This window comes from Bradyrhizobium sp. SZCCHNS3016 (assembly GCF_032484535.1).
Lineage (GTDB): Bacteria > Pseudomonadota > Alphaproteobacteria > Rhizobiales > Xanthobacteraceae > Bradyrhizobium.
In genome coordinates, this window is sequence record NZ_JAUETE010000017.1 from 29,679 (window position 1) to 49,379 (window position 19,701).

Genomic DNA, 19,701 nt, shown 5'->3' on the forward strand with positions numbered 1-19,701 from the left:
CACGCCATGAGCGACATCCAGGCCCAGCTTTCGGTTCTGAAGCAGACCGCCGATCCGGCCGTTGCGGACGCGATCACACGGTTGATTGAGGCGGGTGAAGATCACGAACTCAACCGTATCAATGCCCTGGAGTTCTCGGCGCGCGCCGGTCTCGATGAAGAACGGGTTATTTCCGGGTTCCTGCATGCTGCACGGATCGGCTTGTTCGATCTGACCTGGAACGTGCTCTGTCCTGGCTGCAGCGGCGTGCTGGATGCGCACGCCACGCTGAAATCTCTCCGCCATGACGATTACCATTGCGGACTATGCGCTTGCGGCTACGAGCCTTCCATCGACGAGCAGGTCGAAGTTGCTTTCACCGTGAGCTCCAAGGTCAGGAGCATCGCCGCTCACGATCCGAACACGCTGCCGCTCTGGGAGTATTACAAGCAGGTCTTCTGGAGTTCCGGGATCGACCTCGACCGGGAGTCTTTTGCCTCGCTCAGCGAAGAAGTGACGCTTGATGCGCTCGAGCTGCCAGCCGGTGAGAAGGCCGTGCTCTCACTGCAGCTCCCATCCGATTTCATCATCATCTTCGAACCGGTGACGCATTCTGCGCATTTCATCGACGTTCAGGGCGAGCCCACCAGGGAGCGCCAGCAGCTCGGACTGCTATTCAACAGGGCGCATCCTCCGACCGGATCGATCACGTTGCGTCCAGGCCCGCTGCGACTGGCGCTCGACAATCAGGCCGGCGTACGGACGCTGCCGACCGTCTTCGTTGCCGGCGATGCGCTCCACCATCTCCTCGGCAAGCGCCGGCCTTTCCTGACCGCCAAGCGCATATTGTCCAACCAGACCTTTCGCGACGTGTTCAAGGCGGACAATCTCAACATCGACCAGCGGCTGAAGATCACCTCTCTCACCTTCCTGTTCACCGACCTCAAAAGCTCGACGGCGCTGTATGAGCGCGTCGGCGATCTCGCGGCATTCGACCTGGTGCGCGCGCATTTCCGCGCACTGCTCGAGATCATCAATGCCGAGAAGGGCGCGGTGGTGAAGACCATCGGCGATGCCGTGATGGCGACCTTCATCCAGCCCGAGCATGCGCTGTCCGCGGGCCTGCGCATGCGCGCGGCGATGCAGCGGCTCAATGCCGAGCGCGGCACCGAGGATCTCGTGGTCAAGATCGGCATCCACGAGGGGCCGTGCCTCGCGGTGATGTTGAACGACCGCCAGGACTATTTCGGCCAGACCGTCAACATCGCGTCGCGCGTGCAGAGCCTGTCGACCGCGCAGGAGATCCATCTCACCGCGCCCGTGATCGAGAGCCCCGGCGTTGCCGACATCCTGCGGAGCGCGAAGATCGCGCCCATCCAGAAGCACGCCGCGCTGCGCGGCATCGCCGACCGCATAATGGTGTACGAAATACCCTGAGGCTTACCGAAATGTCATGCAGTCCAAAGGTCGCAGCGGATTGCCGGCGCAGCGTGGCATTTGCATATAATGAGCATTCGCCGGCCGGTTTGCGGTCCGCTTCGGATCTGACAGCGAAGGACGCCATGCTCGAAGGACTGCGCCAATTCATCGCTGACGTCGTTTCGCCGCAGCAGACCCCGGCGTTCGACGACAATGGCTATCAGCTCGCGGCGACGGCCCTGCTGATCCACGTCATCTCGCTGGACGGCGAGCCGAGCCAGATCGAGCGTCGCAAGCTGCACGGCCTGATCGAGCTGCGCTTCGGGCTCGATCCCGGCAGCGCCGACCGGCTGATCGCGCAAGCCATGCTGGCGGAGGGCGACGCAGTCGATCTCTATCGCTTCACCAGCGTCATCATGCGCGAGGTCGAAGAAGCCGGCCGCCTGCGCATCGTCGAGATGATGTGGGAGCTGGTCTACGCCGACGGCAAGGTGACCGAATTCGAGGACAATGTGGTCTGGCGTGCCTCGGAGCTGCTCGGCGTCTCCACGCATGACCGCCTCGACCTCAAGCACCGGGTGGCGGCGCGCAAGTCCGGCGCCCCGGCTTGAACCGCGTCGCTCCGGGTGGAACCGACTTTCATGCGGAGATGAACAAACTTTAATTTTGCTCCGGACACCCCCGTTCATGTAAATCCACGTGAATCTGAGGCTGTTGCCGCAATCCAGCGCAAGGCCATGCATCGCGGTGTCTTGCATGTTCCCGTCCCACTATGCTCTCGTCCGCCGCAATTGGATGATGTGCGAATTGTGATCGAAGAGCAGGGATCGTGGGTGAACGTGTCACGCTCGTAACGGGTGCCTCTGCCGGAATCGGCAGCGAATTGGCGCGCGTGTTTGCCGCGAACGGGCACCGGCTCGTATTGACGGCCCGGCGCGAAGACCGGCTCGAGGCGCTGGCGCAGGAGATCGCCGCCAAGGGCGGCCCGGCGCCGCTGGTGATCCCCTGTGACCTCACCTCCCCCGACGCCGGCGCGACCATCGAGGCTGCGCTGTCGGCTGCCGGCCTGGAGCTGCAATATCTCGTCAACAACGCCGGCTTCGGCCTGTTCGGCAAGGCGGTGCAGCTCGACCGCGCCGAGCAGCTCGACATGATCTCGGTGAACGTCCGCGCCCTGACCGAGCTGTCGCTGCGCTTTTCCGACCAGTTGATCCGCAACAAGGGCGGCATCCTCAATCTGGGATCGGTGGCCGGGTTCCTGCCGGGGCCTGGCATGGCGGTCTATTACGCCTCGAAGGCCTATGTGATCTCGTTCACCGAGGCGCTGCGCAAGGAGCTGGCGCCGCATGGCGTCCGGGTCACGGTGCTGTGTCCCGGTCCGGTGCCGTCGGAATTCCAGGACCGCGCCGGCTTCAAGCCGGGCGTGGATTCGGTGATCCTCAACGTCTCGCCCAAGGCCGTGGCGGAAGCCGGCTATCGCGGCCTGATGGCCGACAAGCGCGTGGTGCTGCCCGGGCTCGGCATCAAGATCGTGCCGTTCATGCTGCGCTGGTTCCCGCGCGGCTTCATCCTCGCCGCGGTCGGCCGGCTGCAGCTGAAGCGGACCTGATCGCGCTGGCCCGGCGCTTGCTTTGCAATGTGCGCTCGCTCACGCGCCGTTAACCTTTGCTTAGCTATGATCGCCAGGTGATGCTCAGGCAAGACCCTTCGCTCCATCCGAACGGGACCCAGGCGGACGTTCGGCATCTCCACTCGAAGCTGGCCCCGGCGGCTGCGCCGCAGCGGCCCGTCCTCATCATCCTGCATCAGGAAACATCGAGCCCTGGCCGCGTGGGCAACGCCCTGCGCGCCCGCGGCTATCCGCTCGACATCCGCCGGCCGCGGTTCGGTGATCCGCTGCCGGAGACGCTCGATGGGCATGCGGGTGCCGTTATTTTCGGCGGTCCGATGAGCGCGAACGATCCGGACGACTTCGTCCGCCGCGAGATCGACTGGATCGAGGTGCCGCTGCGGGAGCAGCGTCCGTTTCTCGGGATCTGCCTGGGCGCGCAGATGCTGGCGATCCAGCTCGGCGCCCCGGTTGCGCCGCATCCAGAGGGGCGCGCCGAGATCGGCTATTATCCGATCCGCCCGACCCGGGCCGGGCGCAGGCTTTGCCCGCATTGGCCTGATCACGTCTATCATTGGCACCGCGAGGGCTTCGACCTGCCCGATGGCGCCGAGCTGCTCGCCGAGGGCGGCGACTTTCCGGTGCAGGCCTATCAATACCAGAACGCCACCGGGCTGCAGTTCCACCCCGACGTGACCTACGCGATGATGTGCCGCTGGACCACCCGCGGTCATGCCCGGCTGGACACCCCCGGCGCCCGTCTGCGCCACCATCATTTCGAGGGTCGCGCCGTGCATGATGCCGCCGAGCGGGCCTGGCTGGCACATTTTCTGGATGGCTGGCTGGCGCGCGAGTCGGTGGCGGCGATGGCCGAGGCGGCGGAGTAGGATCGGCGTCCCGGTCAGTCCAGTGGCTTGGAATGTTCAGACTTCAGCCCGGCTTCGCCAAGAGGCTACGCCGGGCACCACGCTTCGCCTTTCAGGCATTGCGTGGCCGCGCCACGCGTAGCCTGAAAGGCGAAGCGTGGTGGAGCCAGGCGGGATCGAACCGCCGACCTCGTCATTGCGAACGACGCGCTCTCCCAGCTGAGCTATGGCCCCGTAACACGACCGCTTTGATGTTGGGAACAGGCGGCCGGCAGATCGGGCGCCATTTACAGTCGGTGCCCTGGTCAAGTCAAGAACGGTCACATCGCCTGTTAGCCTTGACGGGCACCGTCCCTTGTTTGCGCCGGGGGGAACCGATATCTACCGGTCGTCACAGGTCGAATTCGCGACCTCGCCCCCCGAGTGGACCCGCATGCGTGCCGTTCTCGACATCGTTCTGATCGTTCTCGACCTCTATGTCTGGCTGCTGATCGCCTCGGCGATTCTGTCGTGGCTGATCGCCTTCAACGTCGTCAACACGCGCAATCAGTTCGTCTCCGCAGTGGCCGAGTTCCTGTACCGAATCACCGAGCCTGTGTTGGCGCCGATCCGGCGCATGCTGCCCAATCTCGGCGGCCTCGACATCTCGCCGATCATCCTGATCCTCATCATCATGCTGATTCAGCGCGTGATCACCTACTACATCTACCCATTCGTGTTCTGACCGCCTCGCCGTTCGCCATGGATCCCTGGCGCGCAGCCGCTGACGGTGTCATCATCGCACTGCGGGTGACGCCGCGCGGCGGCCGCGACGCGATCGACGGCGTCGAGACGCTGTCCGACGGCCGCAGCGTGCTCAAGGTCCGCGTCCGGGCCATCGCGGATGGCGGCGAGGCGAATCGCGCCGTGACCGAGCTGCTGGCCAAGGCAATCGGCGTGACCAAGGCCTCGGTGCGAATCACCTCGGGCGCCACCTCCCGGCTCAAGCAGGTCGCCGTCGACGGCGAGGCATCCGTGCTCGATCAGGCCTTGCGCGACCTCACCACAGCCCATAAGCCGACCCGGAAACAACGCGAATAGACGCAAGAAGCGCGAGCCGAGGCCTTTCGGCTTCGCAAGCGGCGATCTTCACCCTCCCTGGAGGGGGAGGGTCGCCTCACGGTGAGCGAAGCGAGCGTGAGGCGGGGTGGGGTGATCTCTCCACCGGCACCGGCATCCGTGGCTTCACCCCACCCCCGCTCGCCCGCTTCGCGTGCGATCGCCCCTCCCCCTCCAGGGGAGGGTGGGAGCACGCGGCCGAGCATCTTGCTCGATGAACAGTCTTTGAACCGAGGATAGAGCAAAATGACCGCGCGCATCATCGACGGAAAGATCATCGCAGCCGACCTGCGCGCCCAGGTGGCCGCCGAGGTCGCGCGGGTCAAGCGCGACCACGGCCTGACGCCGGGCCTCGCCGTCGTGCTGGTCGGCAACGATCCGGCCTCCGAGGTCTATGTCCGCAGCAAGCACACCCAGACCCAGGCCGCCGGCATGGCCTCGTTCGAGCACAAGCTGCCCGCCGACGTCTCGCAGGACGCGCTGCTGGCCTTGATCGGCAAGCTCAACCGCGATCCCGCCGTGCACGGCATCCTGGTGCAACTGCCGCTGCCGAAGGGGCTGGAGACCGAGGCCGTCATCAACGCCATCGATCCGGCCAAGGACGTCGATGGCCTGCATCCGCACAATGCCGGCCGTCTCGCCGGCGGTCAGCCGGCGCTGGCGCCGTGCACGCCGCTCGGCTGCATCATCCTCAGCAAGACCGTGCATGGCTCGCTGGAGGGCATGAACGCGATCGTGATCGGCCGCTCCAATCTGGTCGGCCGTCCGCTGGTGCAGCTGCTGCTCAACGAGAATGCCACGGTGACGATCGCGCATTCGCGCTCGCGCGACCTGCCGGCGCTGACCGCGCGCGCCGATCTGGTCTACGCCGCCGTGGGCCGCCCGGAGATGGTGAAGCGCGACTGGATCAAGCCGGGCGCGACCGTGATCGACGTCGGCATCAACCGTATCCCAACGGCTGACGGCAAGACGAAGCTGGTCGGCGACGTCGCCTATGCGGAAGTGGCGGAGGTCGCCGGCGCGATCACGCCGGTGCCCGGCGGCGTCGGCCAGATGACGGTCGCGTGCCTCTTGGTCAACACGCTGCGCGCCGCCTGCGCCATTGCCGCGCTGCCGAAGCCGGCGGTGTAACCACCTGCGTCACGCCGGGGCGATGCGCCGCATCGAACCCGGAATCTCGAGATTCCGGGTTCAGCCGCTGCGCGGCTGCCCCGGGATGACGTCAATCATTTTCACTTCTTCGCGGCCTTGGCGCGCGCGATGCCCTCGGCGATCAGCTGGTGGGCGTCGTCGGCATTGCCCCAACGCAGCACCTTCACCCATTTGCCGGGCTCGAGATCCTTGTAGTGCTCGTAGAAGTGCTGGATCTGCTGCAGCGTGATGTCGGGCAGGTCCGAATAGGTGCGGACCTTGTCGTAGCGCTGCGTCAGCTTCGAGGACGGCACCGCGATGATCTTCTCATCGCCGCCAGCCTCGTCCTCCATCAGCAGCACGCCGACCGGGCGCACGCTCATGACCGCGCCCGGAACGATCGCGCGGGTGTTGGCCACCAGAACGTCGCAGGGGTCGCCGTCGTTGGACAGCGTGTGCGGGATGAAGCCGTAATTGCCGGGATAGCGCATCGCCGTATAGAGGAATCGGTCGACGAACAGCGTCCCGGCTTCCTTGTCGAGCTCGTACTTGATCGGCTCGCCGCCGACCGGCACTTCGATGACGACGTTGACCTCGCGCGGCGGATCTTTCCCGATCGGGATGGCGTCGATGCGCATGGATGCTCCGTAGAACTTGAACGTTTGAGAACTTGAACGTTGAGGGTCGGACGCTCGACAGGCGAGCGCTGGCATTCGCAGTCGCAAAAAAATCGCGGCCGCGCAACAGCTACCTCAGGCCAACACTTTCAGTTCAATTCGAGGGCGCGTTAACGCCTAACGCGCACAGAGCACAGCCGGTCCAGGCTCAGTTGGTCCAGGCAAAGGCGACCTTGTCGAGCGACTTCGGCCCGAAGCGCTCCGACGACCGCGCGACCATGCGGCCGCCCAATGCGCGGTAGAACTCGGTGGCGGGATCGTTGTCGGACAACGCCCACACCACCATGCTCTTCAGGCCGCTCTGCGCGAGGTCGCGCTTGGCGGACTGAAAGAGCCGGCGACCGAACCCCAGCCCCTGAAATTCCGGTCGCAGATAGAGCTCGTAGACTTCGCCGTCAAAATGCAGGCTGCGGGCGCGATTGCGGCCGTAATTCGCATAGCCTGCGACCTTGTCGTTGAACACCAGCACGCTGACGCGGCTGCCTTTGCGGATCGCGCTGTCCCACCATTGGGGGCCGCGCCGGTTGATCAGCTTCTCCAGCTCTGCGCCAGGGATGATCCCCTGGTAGGCGGAACGCCAGGCTTCATCATGGGCTGACGCCACCGCAGCCGCATCTGCAGCCTTGGCCGGACGGACTTCGATCAGGGTTGTGCTCATGAGCGGATCAAAGCAAGTCGGCGGTCCGCCTTCAAGGTGCCACGTTAAAGATCGGTTAACCTGTGGACTTTCGGCATCACCGTGGCGGAAAGCTGTGCCGAAAAGGGACAATTTCGCAACATTGTTGAGGGTCGACGGTGCCCCGTCACCGCAGGTTCATACCACGAACTAAAAACTGCAACTCACTCGCGGTGGGCTCGGCTAGTGTGGCCGGAGCTCAACAACTTCCCGCCCGGCTGAATGCTGCTGCTTCGCTGCCTCTCATGGTTGATCGCGCTCGTCCTCGCGGGATCGAACGCCTGGGCACAGACATTCGGCCCGGCCTCGCCGGAAGGCGAGCCGGCCCGGCTGCAGCAATGGCTGGTGCCCTCGACCGAGCCTGGACTCCCCGCGCATGCGCTGCTGTATCGGCCTGCCGGTGACGGACCGTTTCCGCTGGCGCTGATCGCGCATGCCTCGACACAGAATGCGTTGCGGCGCGCGCAGATGCCGCAGCCGAGCTACACGGCGATGGCCAGCGAGCTGGTCGCGCGCGGCTATGCGGTGCTGGTGCCGGAGCGGCTCGGGCATGGCCGTACCGGCGGCCCCTATGTCGAGGATCAGGGCGCGTGCGAAAATCCGGACTACGAGAAAGCGGGACGTGCCACCGCCGCGCAGATTTCGCGCGCGCTTGCCTTCATGCGCGATCAACCATTCGTCGCCAAAGGCGGCGCACTTGTGGTCGGTCACTCGGCCGGCGGCTGGGGCGCGCTGGCGCTCGCCGATCAGCCCCGGCAGTTCGTTTCGAGCATCATCGTGTTCGCGCCCGGCCGCGGCGGCCACGCCGACGACGTGCCGGGTCGCATCTGCGCGGAGGATCGTCTGGTCGATGCGGTCAAGGCCTTTGGCCATGACGCCGCACGGACGCGGCGAAGAGTGGTTTGGTTCGTTGCGCGGAACGACAGCTATTTTCCGCCAGCATTCTCGCAGAGGCTCGCCAACGCTTTCCTGCGTTCAGGAGGCATTGCGTATTTCTTGCCCCAGGGCGAATCCGGGGATGACGGACACTGGTTGATCGAGCGCGAAGACCGCATCAAGGGGATGGTCGAGACGATGCTGCGAGTTCTGACCATGAGCCCCAGGAGCGGTTGCTGCAGCAACGGCCCTCATGGCGGCCTCAAAGGTCTAATAGGGACCGCGCCACCGCTGCTGGAAGGCACCAGACGTGACGTTGTATTTCCTCATTAAGTATCTGCACGTGCTCGGCGCCATCGTCATTCTCGGCACCGGCACGGGGATCGCGTTCTTCATGCTGATGGCGCATCTGAGCGGCGAGGCCGCGTTCATCGCGCGCACGGCCGGCGTCGTGGTGATCGCGGACATGCTCTTCACGCTGTCGGCGGTGCTGCTGCAGCCGGTCACCGGCGGCACCTTGATGTGGCTGTCGTCCACGGCCGTGAGCGAACGCTGGCTGCTCACCTCGCTCGTGCTGTATGCCGTCGCCGGGCTGTTCTGGGTGCCCGTGATCTTCATGCAGATCGAGCTGCGCGATCTCGCGCGCGCCGCCGATCACAGCGCCCATGCGCTGCCGCCGCGCTACTTCACCGTCTTCCGCCGCTGGTTCCTGTGCGGCATCCCCGGTTTCGGCACGGTCATGGCCATTCTCTGGCTGATGATCGCAAAGCCGTTCTGACGAGACGCGCATGATCACCTCGACCAACCACCGCATCCTCGTGCTTGGCGCTTCCGGCCTGATCGGACGCTTCATCACCGACGATCTGCGCCAGCGTGGCTGTGCGACGGTCGGTGTGGCGCGCGCGTTCTCGCCATCACAACGCGTGTCACCGTTCGACATCGAGCTGCCGATCATGGCGCTCGATGCGCCGGCTCTGGCGAGTCTGATCCGCGCCCACGAGATCGATGTCGTCGTCAACTGCCTCGGCGTGCTGCAGGATGGCCCGGGCAGCGACACTACGGCCGTGCATCGTGAGTTCGTCGCGCGCGTGCTCGCAGCGATCACGGCCTGCGGCCGTCGCGTGCGCTTCATTCACATCTCGATCCCCGGTACGGCCGATGAGGATCACACCGCCTTCGCTACGACCAAGCGCGAGGCGGAGCGGCTGATTGCATCCTCAGGTATTCCCTACGCCATCCTGCGCCCGGGCTTCGTGATCGCGCCGTCGGCCTATGGCGGCAGCGCGATGGTCCGCGCGCTCGCGGCGCTTCCGGTCGACCTGCCGGCGAAGGATGCGGCGACACCGTTCCAGCCGGTGGCGGTCGCGGACATCGCCGCGACCATCGCCTGGCTCGCGATGCGGCCGATCGATGACGAGGCGACGCGCGCGGTGAGCTGGGACCTGATGCAGCCCGAGGCGGTGACGCTTGGCGACGTCGTCGGTGCGTTTCGGCGCAGTTTCGGCACGATGGATTGGCCACGCGTTGCCGTGCCCGCGCCGCTGATCAATCTCGGCGCTTTCGCCGGTGACCTCTGCAGCCGGCTCGGCTGGATGCCGCCGATGCGCACCACCGCGATCGCCGAGCTTCGCCGCGGAGTGCACGGCGATCCCGCACCGTGGATCGCGGCAACCGGCATCACACCCGGGACGCTGGACGCCGTCGGCGCGCGTGGCGCCACCATTCAGGACAAATGGTTCGCGCGGCTGTTCCTGATCAAGGCACTGATCATAGCGAGCCTCGTGCTGTTCTGGGTCGCATCGGGGTCGATTGCACTGTTCGTCTCGTTCCCGGCGACCACGGCGGTCCTGACCACGCGCGGCTGGCCGGAAGGCTTTGCGACTCCGTTCGCGGCGATCACCAGCATGATGGACATTTCGGTCGGCCTATTGATCGCATTCCGCAGGACCGCAGCATTCGGGCTCGCCGCCGGCACCCTCGTCTCGCTCGGCTACATGCTCGGCTGCGCGATCCTCACGCCCGATCTCTGGCTCGAGCCGCTCGGCGCCCTGGTGAAGACGGGACCTGCGGTCGTGCTGATGCTGGTCGCGCTGCTCATGATGGACAATCGCTGATGACCCACTGGCCCGACGACGACGTGATCCTCTACGACGGCGTCTGCGTGTTCTGCTCCCGCTGGGTGCAGTTCGTGATCGCGCGCGACACCGCCAGGCGCTTCCGCTTCACGCCGATCCAGTCGCCTTACGGCACCCGGTTGGCGCAGGCCTTCGACATCGATCCCCAGGAGCCCGACACCAATGCGGTGGTGCATGGCGGCAGGGCGCATCTGAAATCCGATGCTGCGCTGACCGTATTGTCGAACCTGCCGGGCTGGGGCTGGACGCGCGCGCTGCTCGTCATCCCGAAGCCGCTGCGCGATGCGGTCTACAGCCTGGTCGCGCGCAACCGCTACCGCATCTTCGGCAAATACGAATCCTGCTTCGTGCCCGATGCCGAGCTCCGGAGGCGGGTGCTGGAGTCGTGATCCGATCGGCGGTGAGGTGCGGCAGCGAGCGCCAATTAATCGATTGAAACGAATGATACGTGCGGTATAATCTGTTGGATCGATTAGTCGCAGCATGAAATTCTCCTCCTCACACTTGGTTTGGGAGAGATTTCCATGGCTGCCCCCTCGCATGATCTGATCGCCGATGCGCCCCTTGCCATTCATCATCGACCTGCCCACGCGCTTGCGACGCCGGTGGCACCGACGCTGCTGCCCGGGCTCGCGCTGTCCGCGGCGCTCGCGGCCGGTGCCTTCGGGCTGCGCCTGGTGCCGGGCCTCGGCCTGTTCAGCCCGATGATCCTGGCGATCGTGGCAGGGATGGCGCTGCATAACGTCATCGGCACACCGGCGCGAGCCAAGCCCGGCGTCGCCTTTTCGATGCGCCGCGTGCTGCGGCTGGCGATCATCCTGCTCGGCCTGCAACTGACGGCCGCCCAGATCGTCGAGGTCGGCGCCCGCGGACTCGCGGTGATCGCGCTGAGCCTCACTGGCACCTTCCTGTTTACGGTGTGGATGGGACGGCTGCTCGGCGTCGATCGTAAGCTGGCGGAGCTGATCGCCGCCGGCACCTCGATCTGCGGCGCGTCCGCCGTGATCGCGACCAACACGGTCACGCGCGCCCATGACGAGGACGTCGCCTATGCGGTGGCCTGCGTCACGGTGTTCGGCTCGATCGCAATGTTCATCTATCCGCTGCTTCCGGCGCTGCTGCATCTCGACGCGCACGCCTTCGGCCTGTGGAGCGGCGCCTCCATTCACGAGATCGCCCAGGTGGTCGCGGCCGCGTTTCAGCAGGGCCAGCAGGCCGGCGAGTTCGGCACCATCGCCAAGCTGGCCCGCGTGATGCTGCTGGCACCGGTCGTGCTCACGCTCGGCCTGCTGGCAACGCGGCGCGCGCGCCATGGCGGCGAGACCCGAGGCAATGCGCAGCCGCCACTGCCCTGGTTCGTGTTCGGCTTCATTGCGCTGGTCGGCCTCAACAGCGTGATCAGCATACCCGCCGAGATGAAGACCGTGATCGTGATGGCGACCACGTTCCTGCTGTCGATGGCGCTGGCCGCGATGGGACTGGAAACGGATTTCGCCAAGCTCAAGGCCAAGGGCCTGCGGCCGCTGGCGCTGGGCCTGCTCGCCTTCCTGTTCATCGCAGGCTTGAGCCTGGCCCTGGTGAAGCTGACCACATAGGACGCACGTGACGCTCGAACAGCTCAGGATCTTCGTTGCGGTCGCGACCCGCGAGCACGTCACCCAGGCGGCCCGCGACCTCAATTTGACCCAGTCGGCGACATCCGCGGCTGTGGCCGCGCTCGAAGCCCGCTACGAGACCAAGCTGTTCGATCGCGTTGGACGCCGCATCGTGCTCACGGCGACCGGGAAGGCGTTTCTCGTCGAAGCAAAGGCGGTGCTGGCGCGCGCGGCCGCCGCCGAGACCGTGCTGAACGATCTCGCCGGCCTGAAGCGGGGGCAGCTGGCGCTGGCGGCCAGCCAGACCATCGCGGGCTATTGGCTGCCGGCCTTCATTCACCGCTTCAATGCCGCGCATCCAGCGATCAAGCTGCAGCTGTCGATCGGCAATACCGAGCAGGTTGCGACCCAGGTCCGCGAGGGCTCTGCCGATCTCGGCTTCGTCGAGGGCGATGTCGACGATCCCGTGCTCACGGCCCAGCCGGTCGCGGACGACGACATGGTGCTGGTCGGCCCGATCGATCATCCGCTGTGCCGCGGCAGGTCAGTGACAACCAGCGACCTGAGGACGGCACGCTGGGTGTTGCGCGAGCAGGGCTCCGGCACGCGCGCCGCGCTCGAAACAGCGCTGGGCCGCTTCGGAATCACTCCGGCCGAGCTCGATGTGGTGTTCGACCTGCCGTCCAACGAGGCCGTGCGCGGCGCCGTCGAAGCCGGCGCCGGCGTCACGGTGCTGTCGCGCCTGGTGGCAATGCGCGCCGTCAAGGCGGGGCTGCTCGCCGTCGCCAACATCGAGCTGCCCAAGCGGCACTTCTACAGCCTGCGCCACAAAGAGCATCACCAGACGCAGGCCGCGCGGGAGTTTCTGCGGATGGTGGGGAAGACGCATTGATTGGGGCACGTCATCGCGGGCGCAGCGAAAGCGATCCAGAAATCCCACCGCGGTGACGGTCTGGAGTGCTTTGCTGTGCTCGCAACGATGGTGGATGTGCTAGCGCCTGGTTAACGACGCCAGAGCTTCCCGCGCCGCGCGCTCGCCGCTGTCGCGCGCGCCATGGGCGGTCGAGAAGAAATCCAAGGGCGTCGCCTCGCCGGCGAAGAACAGCCGATCATCAACCGGCGCGGCCAGCACGGCGCGCTTGTCGGCATGTCCGGGCAGTGCATGCGAATAGGCGCCGCGCGCGAACGGGTCGGCGCCCCAGCGGGACTCGGCGAGCGGACGAAGGCTCTTGCGGATGTCGTTGCCGAGCAGGGCCGCGATGTCGTCGATCGCCTGCGCCGCCAAGGCCCCCTCGCCCGCCACTTCGATCTCGCGAGCGAAGCTGCCGCCATAGAAACCTTCGATGCAGGGCTGGCCGAACGGGCGCAGCTGGAAGCTGCCGACCCGCGCGGTGTGGCTTCGGCCGCGCATGCCCGAATCCCTCGGCAGGTGCTCCCAGCCGTCGAGCGCCAGCGTCACCTTGTTGTCGAGACCGAGCGGCAGGCCAGCGGCGGCTTCGACCTTGCTCGGCAGGGCCGGCGAAAAGCGGAGCGTTTCGTCGGCCATGAGACTGGTCGGCACGGTCACGATGACCTTGTCGGCCGTCAGCGTGCCCTGTGAGGTCGTCAGGCGGATGCGCGTGTCGCCGTGATCGATTAGGGTCACGTTGCAGCTCATGGCGATCGGCAGGCCCCCGCCATAGGCGGCGACCAGCGCGCCATAGCCGTGGCGAACGCGCCAGTTCAGCTCGGTGTCCTCATAGGCCTCGAAGTCGAGCAGCGACATCTGGTCGAGCTCGCAGCCGTTGAGATAGGTGCAGATCGCATCGATCATGCCGTTCCAGCGATTGCCGGGCTCCAGGCAGATGCTCGCCGGGGCATCTCGGCCACTCTTGGCGGCCTCTGCGGTGCGCGTAAAGAACGCCTCCAGCGCCCGCAAGAACTCCTCACGCTCGTCGCGCGGAAATGCCGCGTCATAGGCCTGGTCGCGCCAGGGCGGCCGGCTGGTGTCGATAGTGAAAGCAAGCTGCTCGGCGATGCCTACGAAGGAGTTGCGATCAGCCGAATGCAGCCAGCCGCAGCCGAGATCGAAAGTGACATCAGGCGAAGCCATGATGGTGTGAGCGCGGCCGCCGATGCGGTCGCGGGCCTCCAGGACGATGAACGAGACGCCCTTGTCCTGCAGCGCATGTGCCGCGCCGAGGCCCGCGGCACCCGCGCCGATGATGGCGATCTCGATGGAGGATGGGAAAGACATTGGCTCATCCAACTCCGTCGTCATGCCCGGCCTTGTGCCGGGCATCCACGTCGTCCTCGCAAGCCCCAAAACGTGGATGGCCGGGACAAGCCCGGCCATGACGCATTTGAGAATGGAGGGCGGAAATTACGCCACCGCTTCCTTCTGTTTCTCGGCGCGCTTGCGCTCGTTCGGATCGAGATGCTTCTTGCGCAGGCGGATCGACTTCGGCGTGACCTCGACCAGCTCGTCGTCCTCGATATAGGCCAGCGCCTTCTCCAGCGTCATCCGGATCGGCGGCGTCAAGCGGACCGCCTCGTCCTTCGACGTGGTGCGGATGTTGGTGAGCTGCTTGCCCTTCAGCACGTTGATCTCGAGATCGTTGTCGCGGGTGTGCTCGCCGACGATCATGCCGCGATAGACCTTCCAGCCCGGCTCGATCATCATCGGGCCACGGTCCTCCAGCTTGAACATCGCGTAGGCCACCGCCTCGCCCTGGTCGTTGGAGATCAGGACGCCGTTGCGGCGGCCGGCGATCTCGCCCTTGAACGGGGCATAACCGTGGAACAGGCGGTTCATGATCGCGGTACCGCGGGTGTCCGTCAGCAGCTCGCCCTGATAGCCGATCAGGCCGCGGGTCGGCGCGTAGAACACCAGCCGCAGGCGGTTGCCGCCGGACGGGCGCATCTCGATCATCTCGGACTTGCGCTCGCTCATCTTCTGCACGACGACGCCGGAATGCTCCTCGTCGACGTCGATCACGACCTCCTCGATCGGCTCCAGCCAAGCGCCGGTGGCCTCGTCCTTCTGCAGCACCACGCGCGGACGCGACACCGACAGCTCGAAGCCTTCGCGGCGCATGGTCTCGATCAGGATCGCGAGCTGCAATTCGCCGCGGCCCGACACTTCCATGGCGTCCTTGTCGGCGGATTCGACGACGCGCAGCGCGACATTGCCCTCGGCCTCACGCAGCAGGCGGTCGCGGATCATGCGGCTCGTGACCTTGTCGCCTTCGGTGCCCGCCAGCGGCGAGTTGTTGACGATGAAGGACATCGACACGGTTGGCGGGTCGATCGGCTGCGCCGGGAGCGGCGTCTCGACCGAGGGATCGCAGAACGTGTCGGCGACGGTGCCCTTGGTCAGGCCTGCGATGGCGACGATGTCACCGGCCTCGGCCTCGTCGAGCGGCACGCGCTCGATGCCGCGGAACGCGAGAATTTTGGAAATACGGCCCTGCTCGACGACCTTGCCCTCGGCGTTCAGCACCTTCACGGCCTGGTTGGGCTTGATGCTGCCCGAGGTGATGCGGCCGGTGATGATGCGACCCAGGAAGTTGTTGGCTTCCAGGATGGTGCCGATCATGCGGAACGGCCCCTCTTCGACCGACGGCGCCGGCACATGGCGCAGCACCAGGTCGAACAGCGGCTGCATCCCGGCGTCCTTCGGACCTTCCGGGCTCTCGGCCATCCAGCCCTGCTTGGCCGAGCCGTACAGGATCGGGAAGTCGAGCTGCTCCTCGGACGCGTCGAGCGCGGCGAACAGGTCGAACACCTCGTTGATGACCTCGGTCGGACGGGCGTCGGGACGGTCGACCTTGTTGATGACGACGATCGGCTTGAGGCCGACCTTGAGCGCCTTGGAGACCACGAACTTGGTCTGCGGCAGCGGGCCCTCGGCGGCGTCGACCAGCACCAGCGCGCCGTCCACCATGTTCAGGATGCGCTCGACCTCGCCGCCGAAATCGGCGTGGCCGGGGGTGTCGACGATGTTGATGCGGGTGTCCTTCCACTGCACCGAGGCGGCCTTGGCCAGGATGGTGATGCCGCGCTCGCGCTCCAGGTCGTTCGAGTCCATGGCGCGCTCGGCGACCTTCTGGTTCTCGCGGAAGGTACCGGACTGCTGCAGGAGGCGGTCGACCAGGGTGGTCTTGCCGTGGTCGACGTGGGCGATGATGGCGATGTTGCGAAGATTCATGGTCGGTGTCTTCTAAGCTTTCTCAAGAGCCCGTGCTCTGTCCCCGGCGGGGCGCGCGCTTTGTTATAGTCGAATCAAGCTGTTAGCTTTACGACGCGCGCTCGCGAAACTCGTTCGGCGGCAGGGGCCGGCAGCCCCAAATAGGAAGCCCGGCCAATCGACCGGGCAGACCTCACGCGTTGCGGCGCAATATAGGCAGAAAATGCCAAAAAACAATGACTGCTTTCAGGAACGAGGAGCGGTTTCCGAGCGGCTGGCTAACGCCTCCGCCGCCACGCGCCTCCGGGGGGCGCGGTAGAAGACGAGACCAACCACTCCGACCGGCAATCCCACGAGGACCAGCGCTGACAGCCGTCGGCTGCGCCCATGCGCGGAAAGTAAAAAACGCCTGCGGGCTCAGCCCGCCGCGGCCTGTTCGGTCGGATAGACGCCGCGCAGGACCTCCTCGAAATGGGTCTTCACGGCCTCGTTGCACAGGCAGGAGCGGCGCTTCAGCGCGTCGAAGTCCCGCACCATGAAGGCGCCGCGGCGGGTTTCGAGAATGCCCTCGGCTCGGAAGGTCTGGACGACCCGGCTGACATAGCTGCGGCCGACGCCGAGCAGCGTCGCCAGCTGCTCATGCGTCAGCGGCACGATCGGCTCGCCGTCGGTGCGGTCCATCGCGGCCACGATCCACTTCGCCGTCCGCTGCTCGATCGAATGAATAGCGTTGCAGGCGGTCGACTGGAACATCTGCGCCAGCATGCAATCGGCGTAGCGCGCGAACACGTTGCGCAGCGTCTTGGATTGCAGCTTGGCGGCCGCCAGGCGGGACAGTGGCAGCCGTGCAAACGGGCCGCCGAACTTGACGACGATCCGCGTATAGGCCGGCAGGAAGCCCTCGCTGACGATGCCGCCGACGGCGCCCTCGCGGCCGACCAGGATGGTCTCGACGTCGCGGCCGTCCTCGTTGGGGACGAGATAGGACGTGAGCGCCGGCCCACAGGGAAAATGCACGATCTGCACGTCGTCCCCGGGACTGTAGAGCAGATCGTTCGGCGTTGCCTCGTCCTCCACCAGATACGGCGAAATCAGCGCGTAGTCGGCCGGACTCAGCCGCAGCAGCAGATTGTTGTGGGGCCGCTCCCGGTTCAGCGTGGTCACACCCTGGCTCAGCATCATCATCCCCTGCGCGCAACGCATGTGCGTGATTCGTGCTCCTTGTGTTCACAAGTGCACCGACACAGGAACTCTGATATGCTGCCTTGGTTCCAGGAACCCGCCAGCGCACTCAAGAGGAGACGCCGGCTGCGGCGCCCATCCCTCATCCTGGAACCCGCAGATCCCATGACCAGCTCGCAATCAGGCGTGCCCGAGCTTTATCAACATGTGCTGGTCGTCGAAGACGACCCCATCATTGCGCTCGGATTGGAAGACACGATCACCGACCTCGGCGTTCCCGACATCAGGATCGCAGCCGACGTCGCGACCGCGCTCGCTATGATCGCGGAGCGCGCCCCGCAATTCGCATTGCTCGATGTCGGCCTGGTCCGCGAAAAGAGCTTTGCGATTGCCGAGCGGCTGACGCTGCTCGGCATTCCCTTCGCCTTCTCCACCGGCTATGGCGCCGACCGCGTGCCGGCCGCTTTCGCCGACCGGCCACGGCTGCCGAAGCCTTGCCCGACCGACGCGCTGGAGGCGGTGCTGCGGCGACGCGATTAGTTGCCGTCGCAGCACGCGATCGTCTTGCCGACGAACAACGACAGCTCAGCCGAGCTTCGGATCGAGCGTGGTCGACCACAGCGCGACGTCGGCGCGATCGCGCAGGGTCACGGTCATCTGGCCCGTGGCGCCCTCGATCTTGACGTGGCCGAAGAACTGCATGCCGGCCGATGGCGGCAGGTTCTGCTTATCGAGGCCCGGCGCCTTGATGAACCGCACCTCGGGGCCGAAGGTGTTGTCGAGCTCGTTCGGACCGAACGTGCCGGCATGCAGCGGACCGGAGACGAACTCCCAGAACGGCTCGAAGTCCTGAAACTGCGCCTTGTTCGGATCGTAATAGTGCGCGGCCGCGTAGTGCACGTCCGCCGTCAGCCACACCGTGTTCTGGATCGGCGCCGTCTTGATGAAGCGCAGGATCTCGGCAATCTCGAGCTCGCGGCCGCGCGCCGGGCCGTCCCCTTGGGCAATCGCTTCCGAGCCCTTCTTGTTGGCTGCATCGTCATAGACGATGATGCTGAGCGGCATGTCGGAGGCGATCACCTTCCAGGTCGCGCGCGAATTGAGCAGCGCCTGCTTCAGCCAGCGCATCTGCTCCGGCCCGATGAAGTAGGACGCCGGACCATATTTGTCCTCGAGATTGGGACCGTTGGCGCCGCGGTAGCTGCGCTCGTCGAGCACGAACACGTCGAGATGCGGGCCGTAATTGATCGTGCGATAGATGCGCCCCGGCTCGATGATGCTCTCGCGCATGGGATACATCTCGTGGAAGGCGCGCGCCGCGCGGGCCGCGAGCAGCTGGATGTTGCGCTCCTTGTAGCTGGCCGGCAGCTCCTTGGAGGCCGACCAGTTGTTGGTGACCTCATGATCGTCCCACTGCACGAAGATCGGCACTTCGGCATTGAAAGCGCGGACGTTCTCGTCGAGGAAATTGTATTTGTGAGCGGCACGGAACTCGTCGAGCGTTTCGGCGACCTTCGCCTTCTCTTCCACGGTGAGGTTCTTCCACACCTTGTTGTCCGGCAGCTTCACCTCGGACTTGATCGGGCCATCGGCATAGATGGTGTCGCCGGAATGCAGGAAGAAGTCCGGGCGGTGCTTCTTCATCGTCGAGAAGGTGAACATGCCGCCATCGTCGGGGTTGATGCCCCAGCCCTGCCCCGCCACGTCGCCGCCCCAGACGAACGAGACGTCGCGCTTGTTGCCGGGCGCGGTGCGGAAGCGGCCAACCGCGGCCTCGCTTTCGACCGCGACATGCGAAAGGTCGCGAAACTTGACGCGGTAGAAGATGTCCTGGCCGCTGGGCAGACCGTCGATCAGCATCTTGGCCGTGAAGTCGCTTTCCGGAAGCGCGGCGACCGGAGGCAGCGTACGCGCATCCTTGAACGATTCGGTGGTCGCCACCTCGACCAGCATCTGCGACGGCCGGTCCGCGCGCGCCCAGACCACGCCACCATCCATGCCAATGTCGCCGGACTGCACGCCATGCGTGATCTGCGGCCGGTCGGCGGCGCGGCACAGATAGGGCATCGCCAGCGTCGTGACGCCGGCTGCGGCGGCCGTCGATAGGAAGCGGCGGCGGGACAGGGCGGCGTGCGGTCGAGGAATGCGAAGCGTCATGCGGATCTCCTGGTCGGATCGCGCTCGGGAGCAGGCGCGAGCCACGGCCCGGCAGACCTAGAAAAGATTGATGACGCTGGAATTACACGCGGCGTCTTGGGCAGCGCGCGACACCGCCGCAGGGGGAGCGTGA

The 19,701-nt window shown here is 65.8% G+C and carries 20 protein-coding genes and 1 tRNA gene; 14 read left to right on the forward strand and 7 right to left on the reverse strand.

Features of this window, described 5'->3' with window-relative positions:
- The first annotated feature begins 6 nt into the window (after positions 1-6).
- The 4 genes from QW881_RS27280 to QW881_RS27295 all read left to right on the forward strand — a co-directional run bounded on the left by QW881_RS27280 (position 7) and on the right by QW881_RS27295 (position 3,894).
- Positions 7-1,416, forward strand: a complete 1,410-nt coding sequence (locus tag QW881_RS27280) for an adenylate/guanylate cyclase domain-containing protein (protein WP_315758676.1) — start codon at positions 7-9, stop codon at positions 1,414-1,416.
- Between the two features lie 125 nt (positions 1,417-1,541).
- Positions 1,542-2,009, forward strand: a complete 468-nt coding sequence (locus tag QW881_RS27285) for a TerB family tellurite resistance protein (protein ID WP_315758675.1) — start codon at positions 1,542-1,544, stop codon at positions 2,007-2,009.
- Between the two features lie 218 nt (positions 2,010-2,227).
- Complete coding sequence (locus QW881_RS27290) at positions 2,228-3,007, forward strand: SDR family oxidoreductase (RefSeq protein WP_315758673.1); 780 nt, start codon at positions 2,228-2,230, stop codon at positions 3,005-3,007.
- An 80-nt stretch (positions 3,008-3,087) separates the two neighbouring features.
- Positions 3,088-3,894: a glutamine amidotransferase gene (locus QW881_RS27295; RefSeq protein WP_315758672.1), complete on the forward strand. Its 807-nt coding sequence runs from the start codon at positions 3,088-3,090 to the stop codon at positions 3,892-3,894.
- A gap of 137 nt (positions 3,895-4,031) precedes the next feature.
- On the opposite strand, the gene QW881_RS27300 is transcribed toward QW881_RS27295, so the two are convergent.
- Positions 4,032-4,107: transfer RNA gene (locus QW881_RS27300), tRNA-Ala, on the reverse strand.
- Between the two features lie 199 nt (positions 4,108-4,306).
- Between QW881_RS27300 and QW881_RS27305 the strand changes: the two genes are divergently transcribed.
- The 3 genes from QW881_RS27305 (at position 4,307) to folD (ending at position 6,102) form a co-directional block, all read left to right on the forward strand.
- A complete protein-coding gene (locus tag QW881_RS27305) occupies positions 4,307-4,597 on the forward strand; it encodes a YggT family protein (RefSeq protein ID WP_315716734.1) in 291 nt (96 codons plus the stop codon).
- Positions 4,598-4,614: 17 nt separating this feature from the next.
- Positions 4,615-4,953, forward strand: coding sequence for a DUF167 domain-containing protein (locus QW881_RS27310; protein WP_315758671.1), 339 nt, complete (start codon positions 4,615-4,617; stop codon positions 4,951-4,953).
- A 264-nt stretch (positions 4,954-5,217) separates the two neighbouring features.
- Entirely contained in the window at positions 5,218-6,102 is an 885-nt protein-coding gene (gene folD / locus QW881_RS27315; protein ID WP_315758670.1) for a bifunctional methylenetetrahydrofolate dehydrogenase/methenyltetrahydrofolate cyclohydrolase FolD, read from the forward strand.
- Positions 6,103-6,203: 101 nt separating this feature from the next.
- On the opposite strand, the gene ppa is transcribed toward folD, so the two are convergent.
- Both ppa and QW881_RS27325 read right to left on the reverse strand, forming a co-directional pair.
- Complete coding sequence (gene ppa / locus QW881_RS27320) at positions 6,204-6,740, reverse strand: inorganic diphosphatase (protein ID WP_011923519.1); 537 nt, start codon at positions 6,738-6,740, stop codon at positions 6,204-6,206.
- 187 nt (positions 6,741-6,927) lie between these two features.
- Complete coding sequence (locus QW881_RS27325) at positions 6,928-7,437, reverse strand: GNAT family N-acetyltransferase (protein WP_006611902.1); 510 nt, start codon at positions 7,435-7,437, stop codon at positions 6,928-6,930.
- Between the two features lie 510 nt (positions 7,438-7,947).
- Here QW881_RS27325 and QW881_RS27330 point away from each other — a divergent pair.
- The 6 genes from QW881_RS27330 (at position 7,948) to QW881_RS27355 (ending at position 12,953) form a co-directional block, all read left to right on the forward strand.
- Positions 7,948-8,664 carry a dienelactone hydrolase family protein gene (locus QW881_RS27330; RefSeq protein ID WP_316159109.1) on the forward strand — a complete coding sequence of 239 codons (717 nt, stop codon included), beginning with the start codon at positions 7,948-7,950 and terminating at the stop codon, positions 8,662-8,664.
- A complete protein-coding gene (locus tag QW881_RS27335) occupies positions 8,642-9,109 on the forward strand; it encodes a DUF2269 domain-containing protein (protein ID WP_315758668.1) in 468 nt (155 codons plus the stop codon). Before QW881_RS27330 ends, QW881_RS27335 begins: the two co-directional genes overlap by 23 nt.
- 10 nt (positions 9,110-9,119) lie before the next feature.
- The gene (locus QW881_RS27340; protein ID WP_315758667.1) at positions 9,120-10,445 is read left to right on the forward strand and encodes an SDR family oxidoreductase; all 1,326 of its coding nucleotides are present in this window, start codon (positions 9,120-9,122) and stop codon (positions 10,443-10,445) included.
- A complete protein-coding gene (locus QW881_RS27345) occupies positions 10,445-10,855 on the forward strand; it encodes a thiol-disulfide oxidoreductase DCC family protein (RefSeq protein WP_315758666.1) in 411 nt (136 codons plus the stop codon). Before QW881_RS27340 ends, QW881_RS27345 begins: the two co-directional genes overlap by 1 nt.
- Positions 10,856-11,086: 231 nt before the next feature.
- Positions 11,087-12,061, forward strand: coding sequence for a YeiH family protein (locus QW881_RS27350; protein WP_315758739.1), 975 nt, complete (start codon positions 11,087-11,089; stop codon positions 12,059-12,061).
- Between the two features lie 7 nt (positions 12,062-12,068).
- A complete protein-coding gene (locus tag QW881_RS27355) occupies positions 12,069-12,953 on the forward strand; it encodes a LysR family transcriptional regulator (RefSeq protein WP_315758665.1) in 885 nt (294 codons plus the stop codon).
- A 99-nt stretch (positions 12,954-13,052) separates the two neighbouring features.
- Here QW881_RS27355 and QW881_RS27360 read toward each other — a convergent pair whose 3' ends face one another.
- The 3 genes from QW881_RS27360 to QW881_RS27370 form a co-directional block, all read right to left on the reverse strand.
- Complete coding sequence (locus QW881_RS27360; protein WP_315758664.1) at positions 13,053-14,297, reverse strand: NAD(P)/FAD-dependent oxidoreductase; 1,245 nt, start codon at positions 14,295-14,297, stop codon at positions 13,053-13,055.
- A gap of 126 nt (positions 14,298-14,423) precedes the next feature.
- Complete coding sequence (typA, locus tag QW881_RS27365; RefSeq protein WP_315740466.1) at positions 14,424-16,250, reverse strand: translational GTPase TypA; 1,827 nt, start codon at positions 16,248-16,250, stop codon at positions 14,424-14,426.
- A gap of 396 nt (positions 16,251-16,646) precedes the next feature.
- Positions 16,647-17,408: a Crp/Fnr family transcriptional regulator gene (locus QW881_RS27370; protein ID WP_315758663.1), complete on the reverse strand. Its 762-nt coding sequence runs from the start codon at positions 17,406-17,408 to the stop codon at positions 16,647-16,649.
- Between the two features lie 168 nt (positions 17,409-17,576).
- On the opposite strand from QW881_RS27370, the gene QW881_RS27375 reads away from it, so the two are divergent.
- Positions 17,577-17,951 carry a response regulator gene (locus QW881_RS27375; protein ID WP_315758662.1) on the forward strand — a complete coding sequence of 125 codons (375 nt, stop codon included), beginning with the start codon at positions 17,577-17,579 and terminating at the stop codon, positions 17,949-17,951.
- Between the two features lie 45 nt (positions 17,952-17,996).
- On the opposite strand, the gene QW881_RS27380 is transcribed toward QW881_RS27375, so the two are convergent.
- Entirely contained in the window at positions 17,997-19,568 is a 1,572-nt protein-coding gene (locus tag QW881_RS27380) for an alkaline phosphatase D family protein (RefSeq protein WP_315758661.1), read from the reverse strand.
- Between the last annotated feature and the right edge of the window lie 133 nt (positions 19,569-19,701).

Coding starts and splice junctions, on each gene's coding strand:
- QW881_RS27280 (WP_315758676.1), top strand. CDS start 7: ATGAGCGACATCCAGGCCCAGCTTTCGGTTCTGAAGCAGACCGCCGAT.
- QW881_RS27285 (WP_315758675.1), top strand. CDS start 1,542: ATGCTCGAAGGACTGCGCCAATTCATCGCTGACGTCGTTTCGCCGCAG.
- QW881_RS27295 (WP_315758672.1), top strand. CDS start 3,088: ATGCTCAGGCAAGACCCTTCGCTCCATCCGAACGGGACCCAGGCGGAC.
- QW881_RS27305 (WP_315716734.1), top strand. CDS start 4,307: ATGCGTGCCGTTCTCGACATCGTTCTGATCGTTCTCGACCTCTATGTC.
- QW881_RS27310 (WP_315758671.1), top strand. CDS start 4,615: ATGGATCCCTGGCGCGCAGCCGCTGACGGTGTCATCATCGCACTGCGG.
- folD (WP_315758670.1), top strand. CDS start 5,218: ATGACCGCGCGCATCATCGACGGAAAGATCATCGCAGCCGACCTGCGC.
- ppa (WP_011923519.1), bottom strand. CDS start 6,740: ATGCGCATCGACGCCATCCCGATCGGGAAAGATCCGCCGCGCGAGGTC.
- QW881_RS27325 (WP_006611902.1), bottom strand. CDS start 7,437: ATGAGCACAACCCTGATCGAAGTCCGTCCGGCCAAGGCTGCAGATGCG.
- QW881_RS27330 (WP_316159109.1), top strand. CDS start 7,948: ATGGCCAGCGAGCTGGTCGCGCGCGGCTATGCGGTGCTGGTGCCGGAG.
- QW881_RS27340 (WP_315758667.1), top strand. CDS start 9,120: ATGATCACCTCGACCAACCACCGCATCCTCGTGCTTGGCGCTTCCGGC.
- QW881_RS27345 (WP_315758666.1), top strand. CDS start 10,445: ATGACCCACTGGCCCGACGACGACGTGATCCTCTACGACGGCGTCTGC.
- QW881_RS27360 (WP_315758664.1), bottom strand. CDS start 14,297: ATGTCTTTCCCATCCTCCATCGAGATCGCCATCATCGGCGCGGGTGCC.
- typA (WP_315740466.1), bottom strand. CDS start 16,250: ATGAATCTTCGCAACATCGCCATCATCGCCCACGTCGACCACGGCAAG.
- QW881_RS27370 (WP_315758663.1), bottom strand. CDS start 17,408: ATGCTGAGCCAGGGTGTGACCACGCTGAACCGGGAGCGGCCCCACAAC.
- QW881_RS27375 (WP_315758662.1), top strand. CDS start 17,577: ATGACCAGCTCGCAATCAGGCGTGCCCGAGCTTTATCAACATGTGCTG.
- QW881_RS27380 (WP_315758661.1), bottom strand. CDS start 19,568: ATGACGCTTCGCATTCCTCGACCGCACGCCGCCCTGTCCCGCCGCCGC.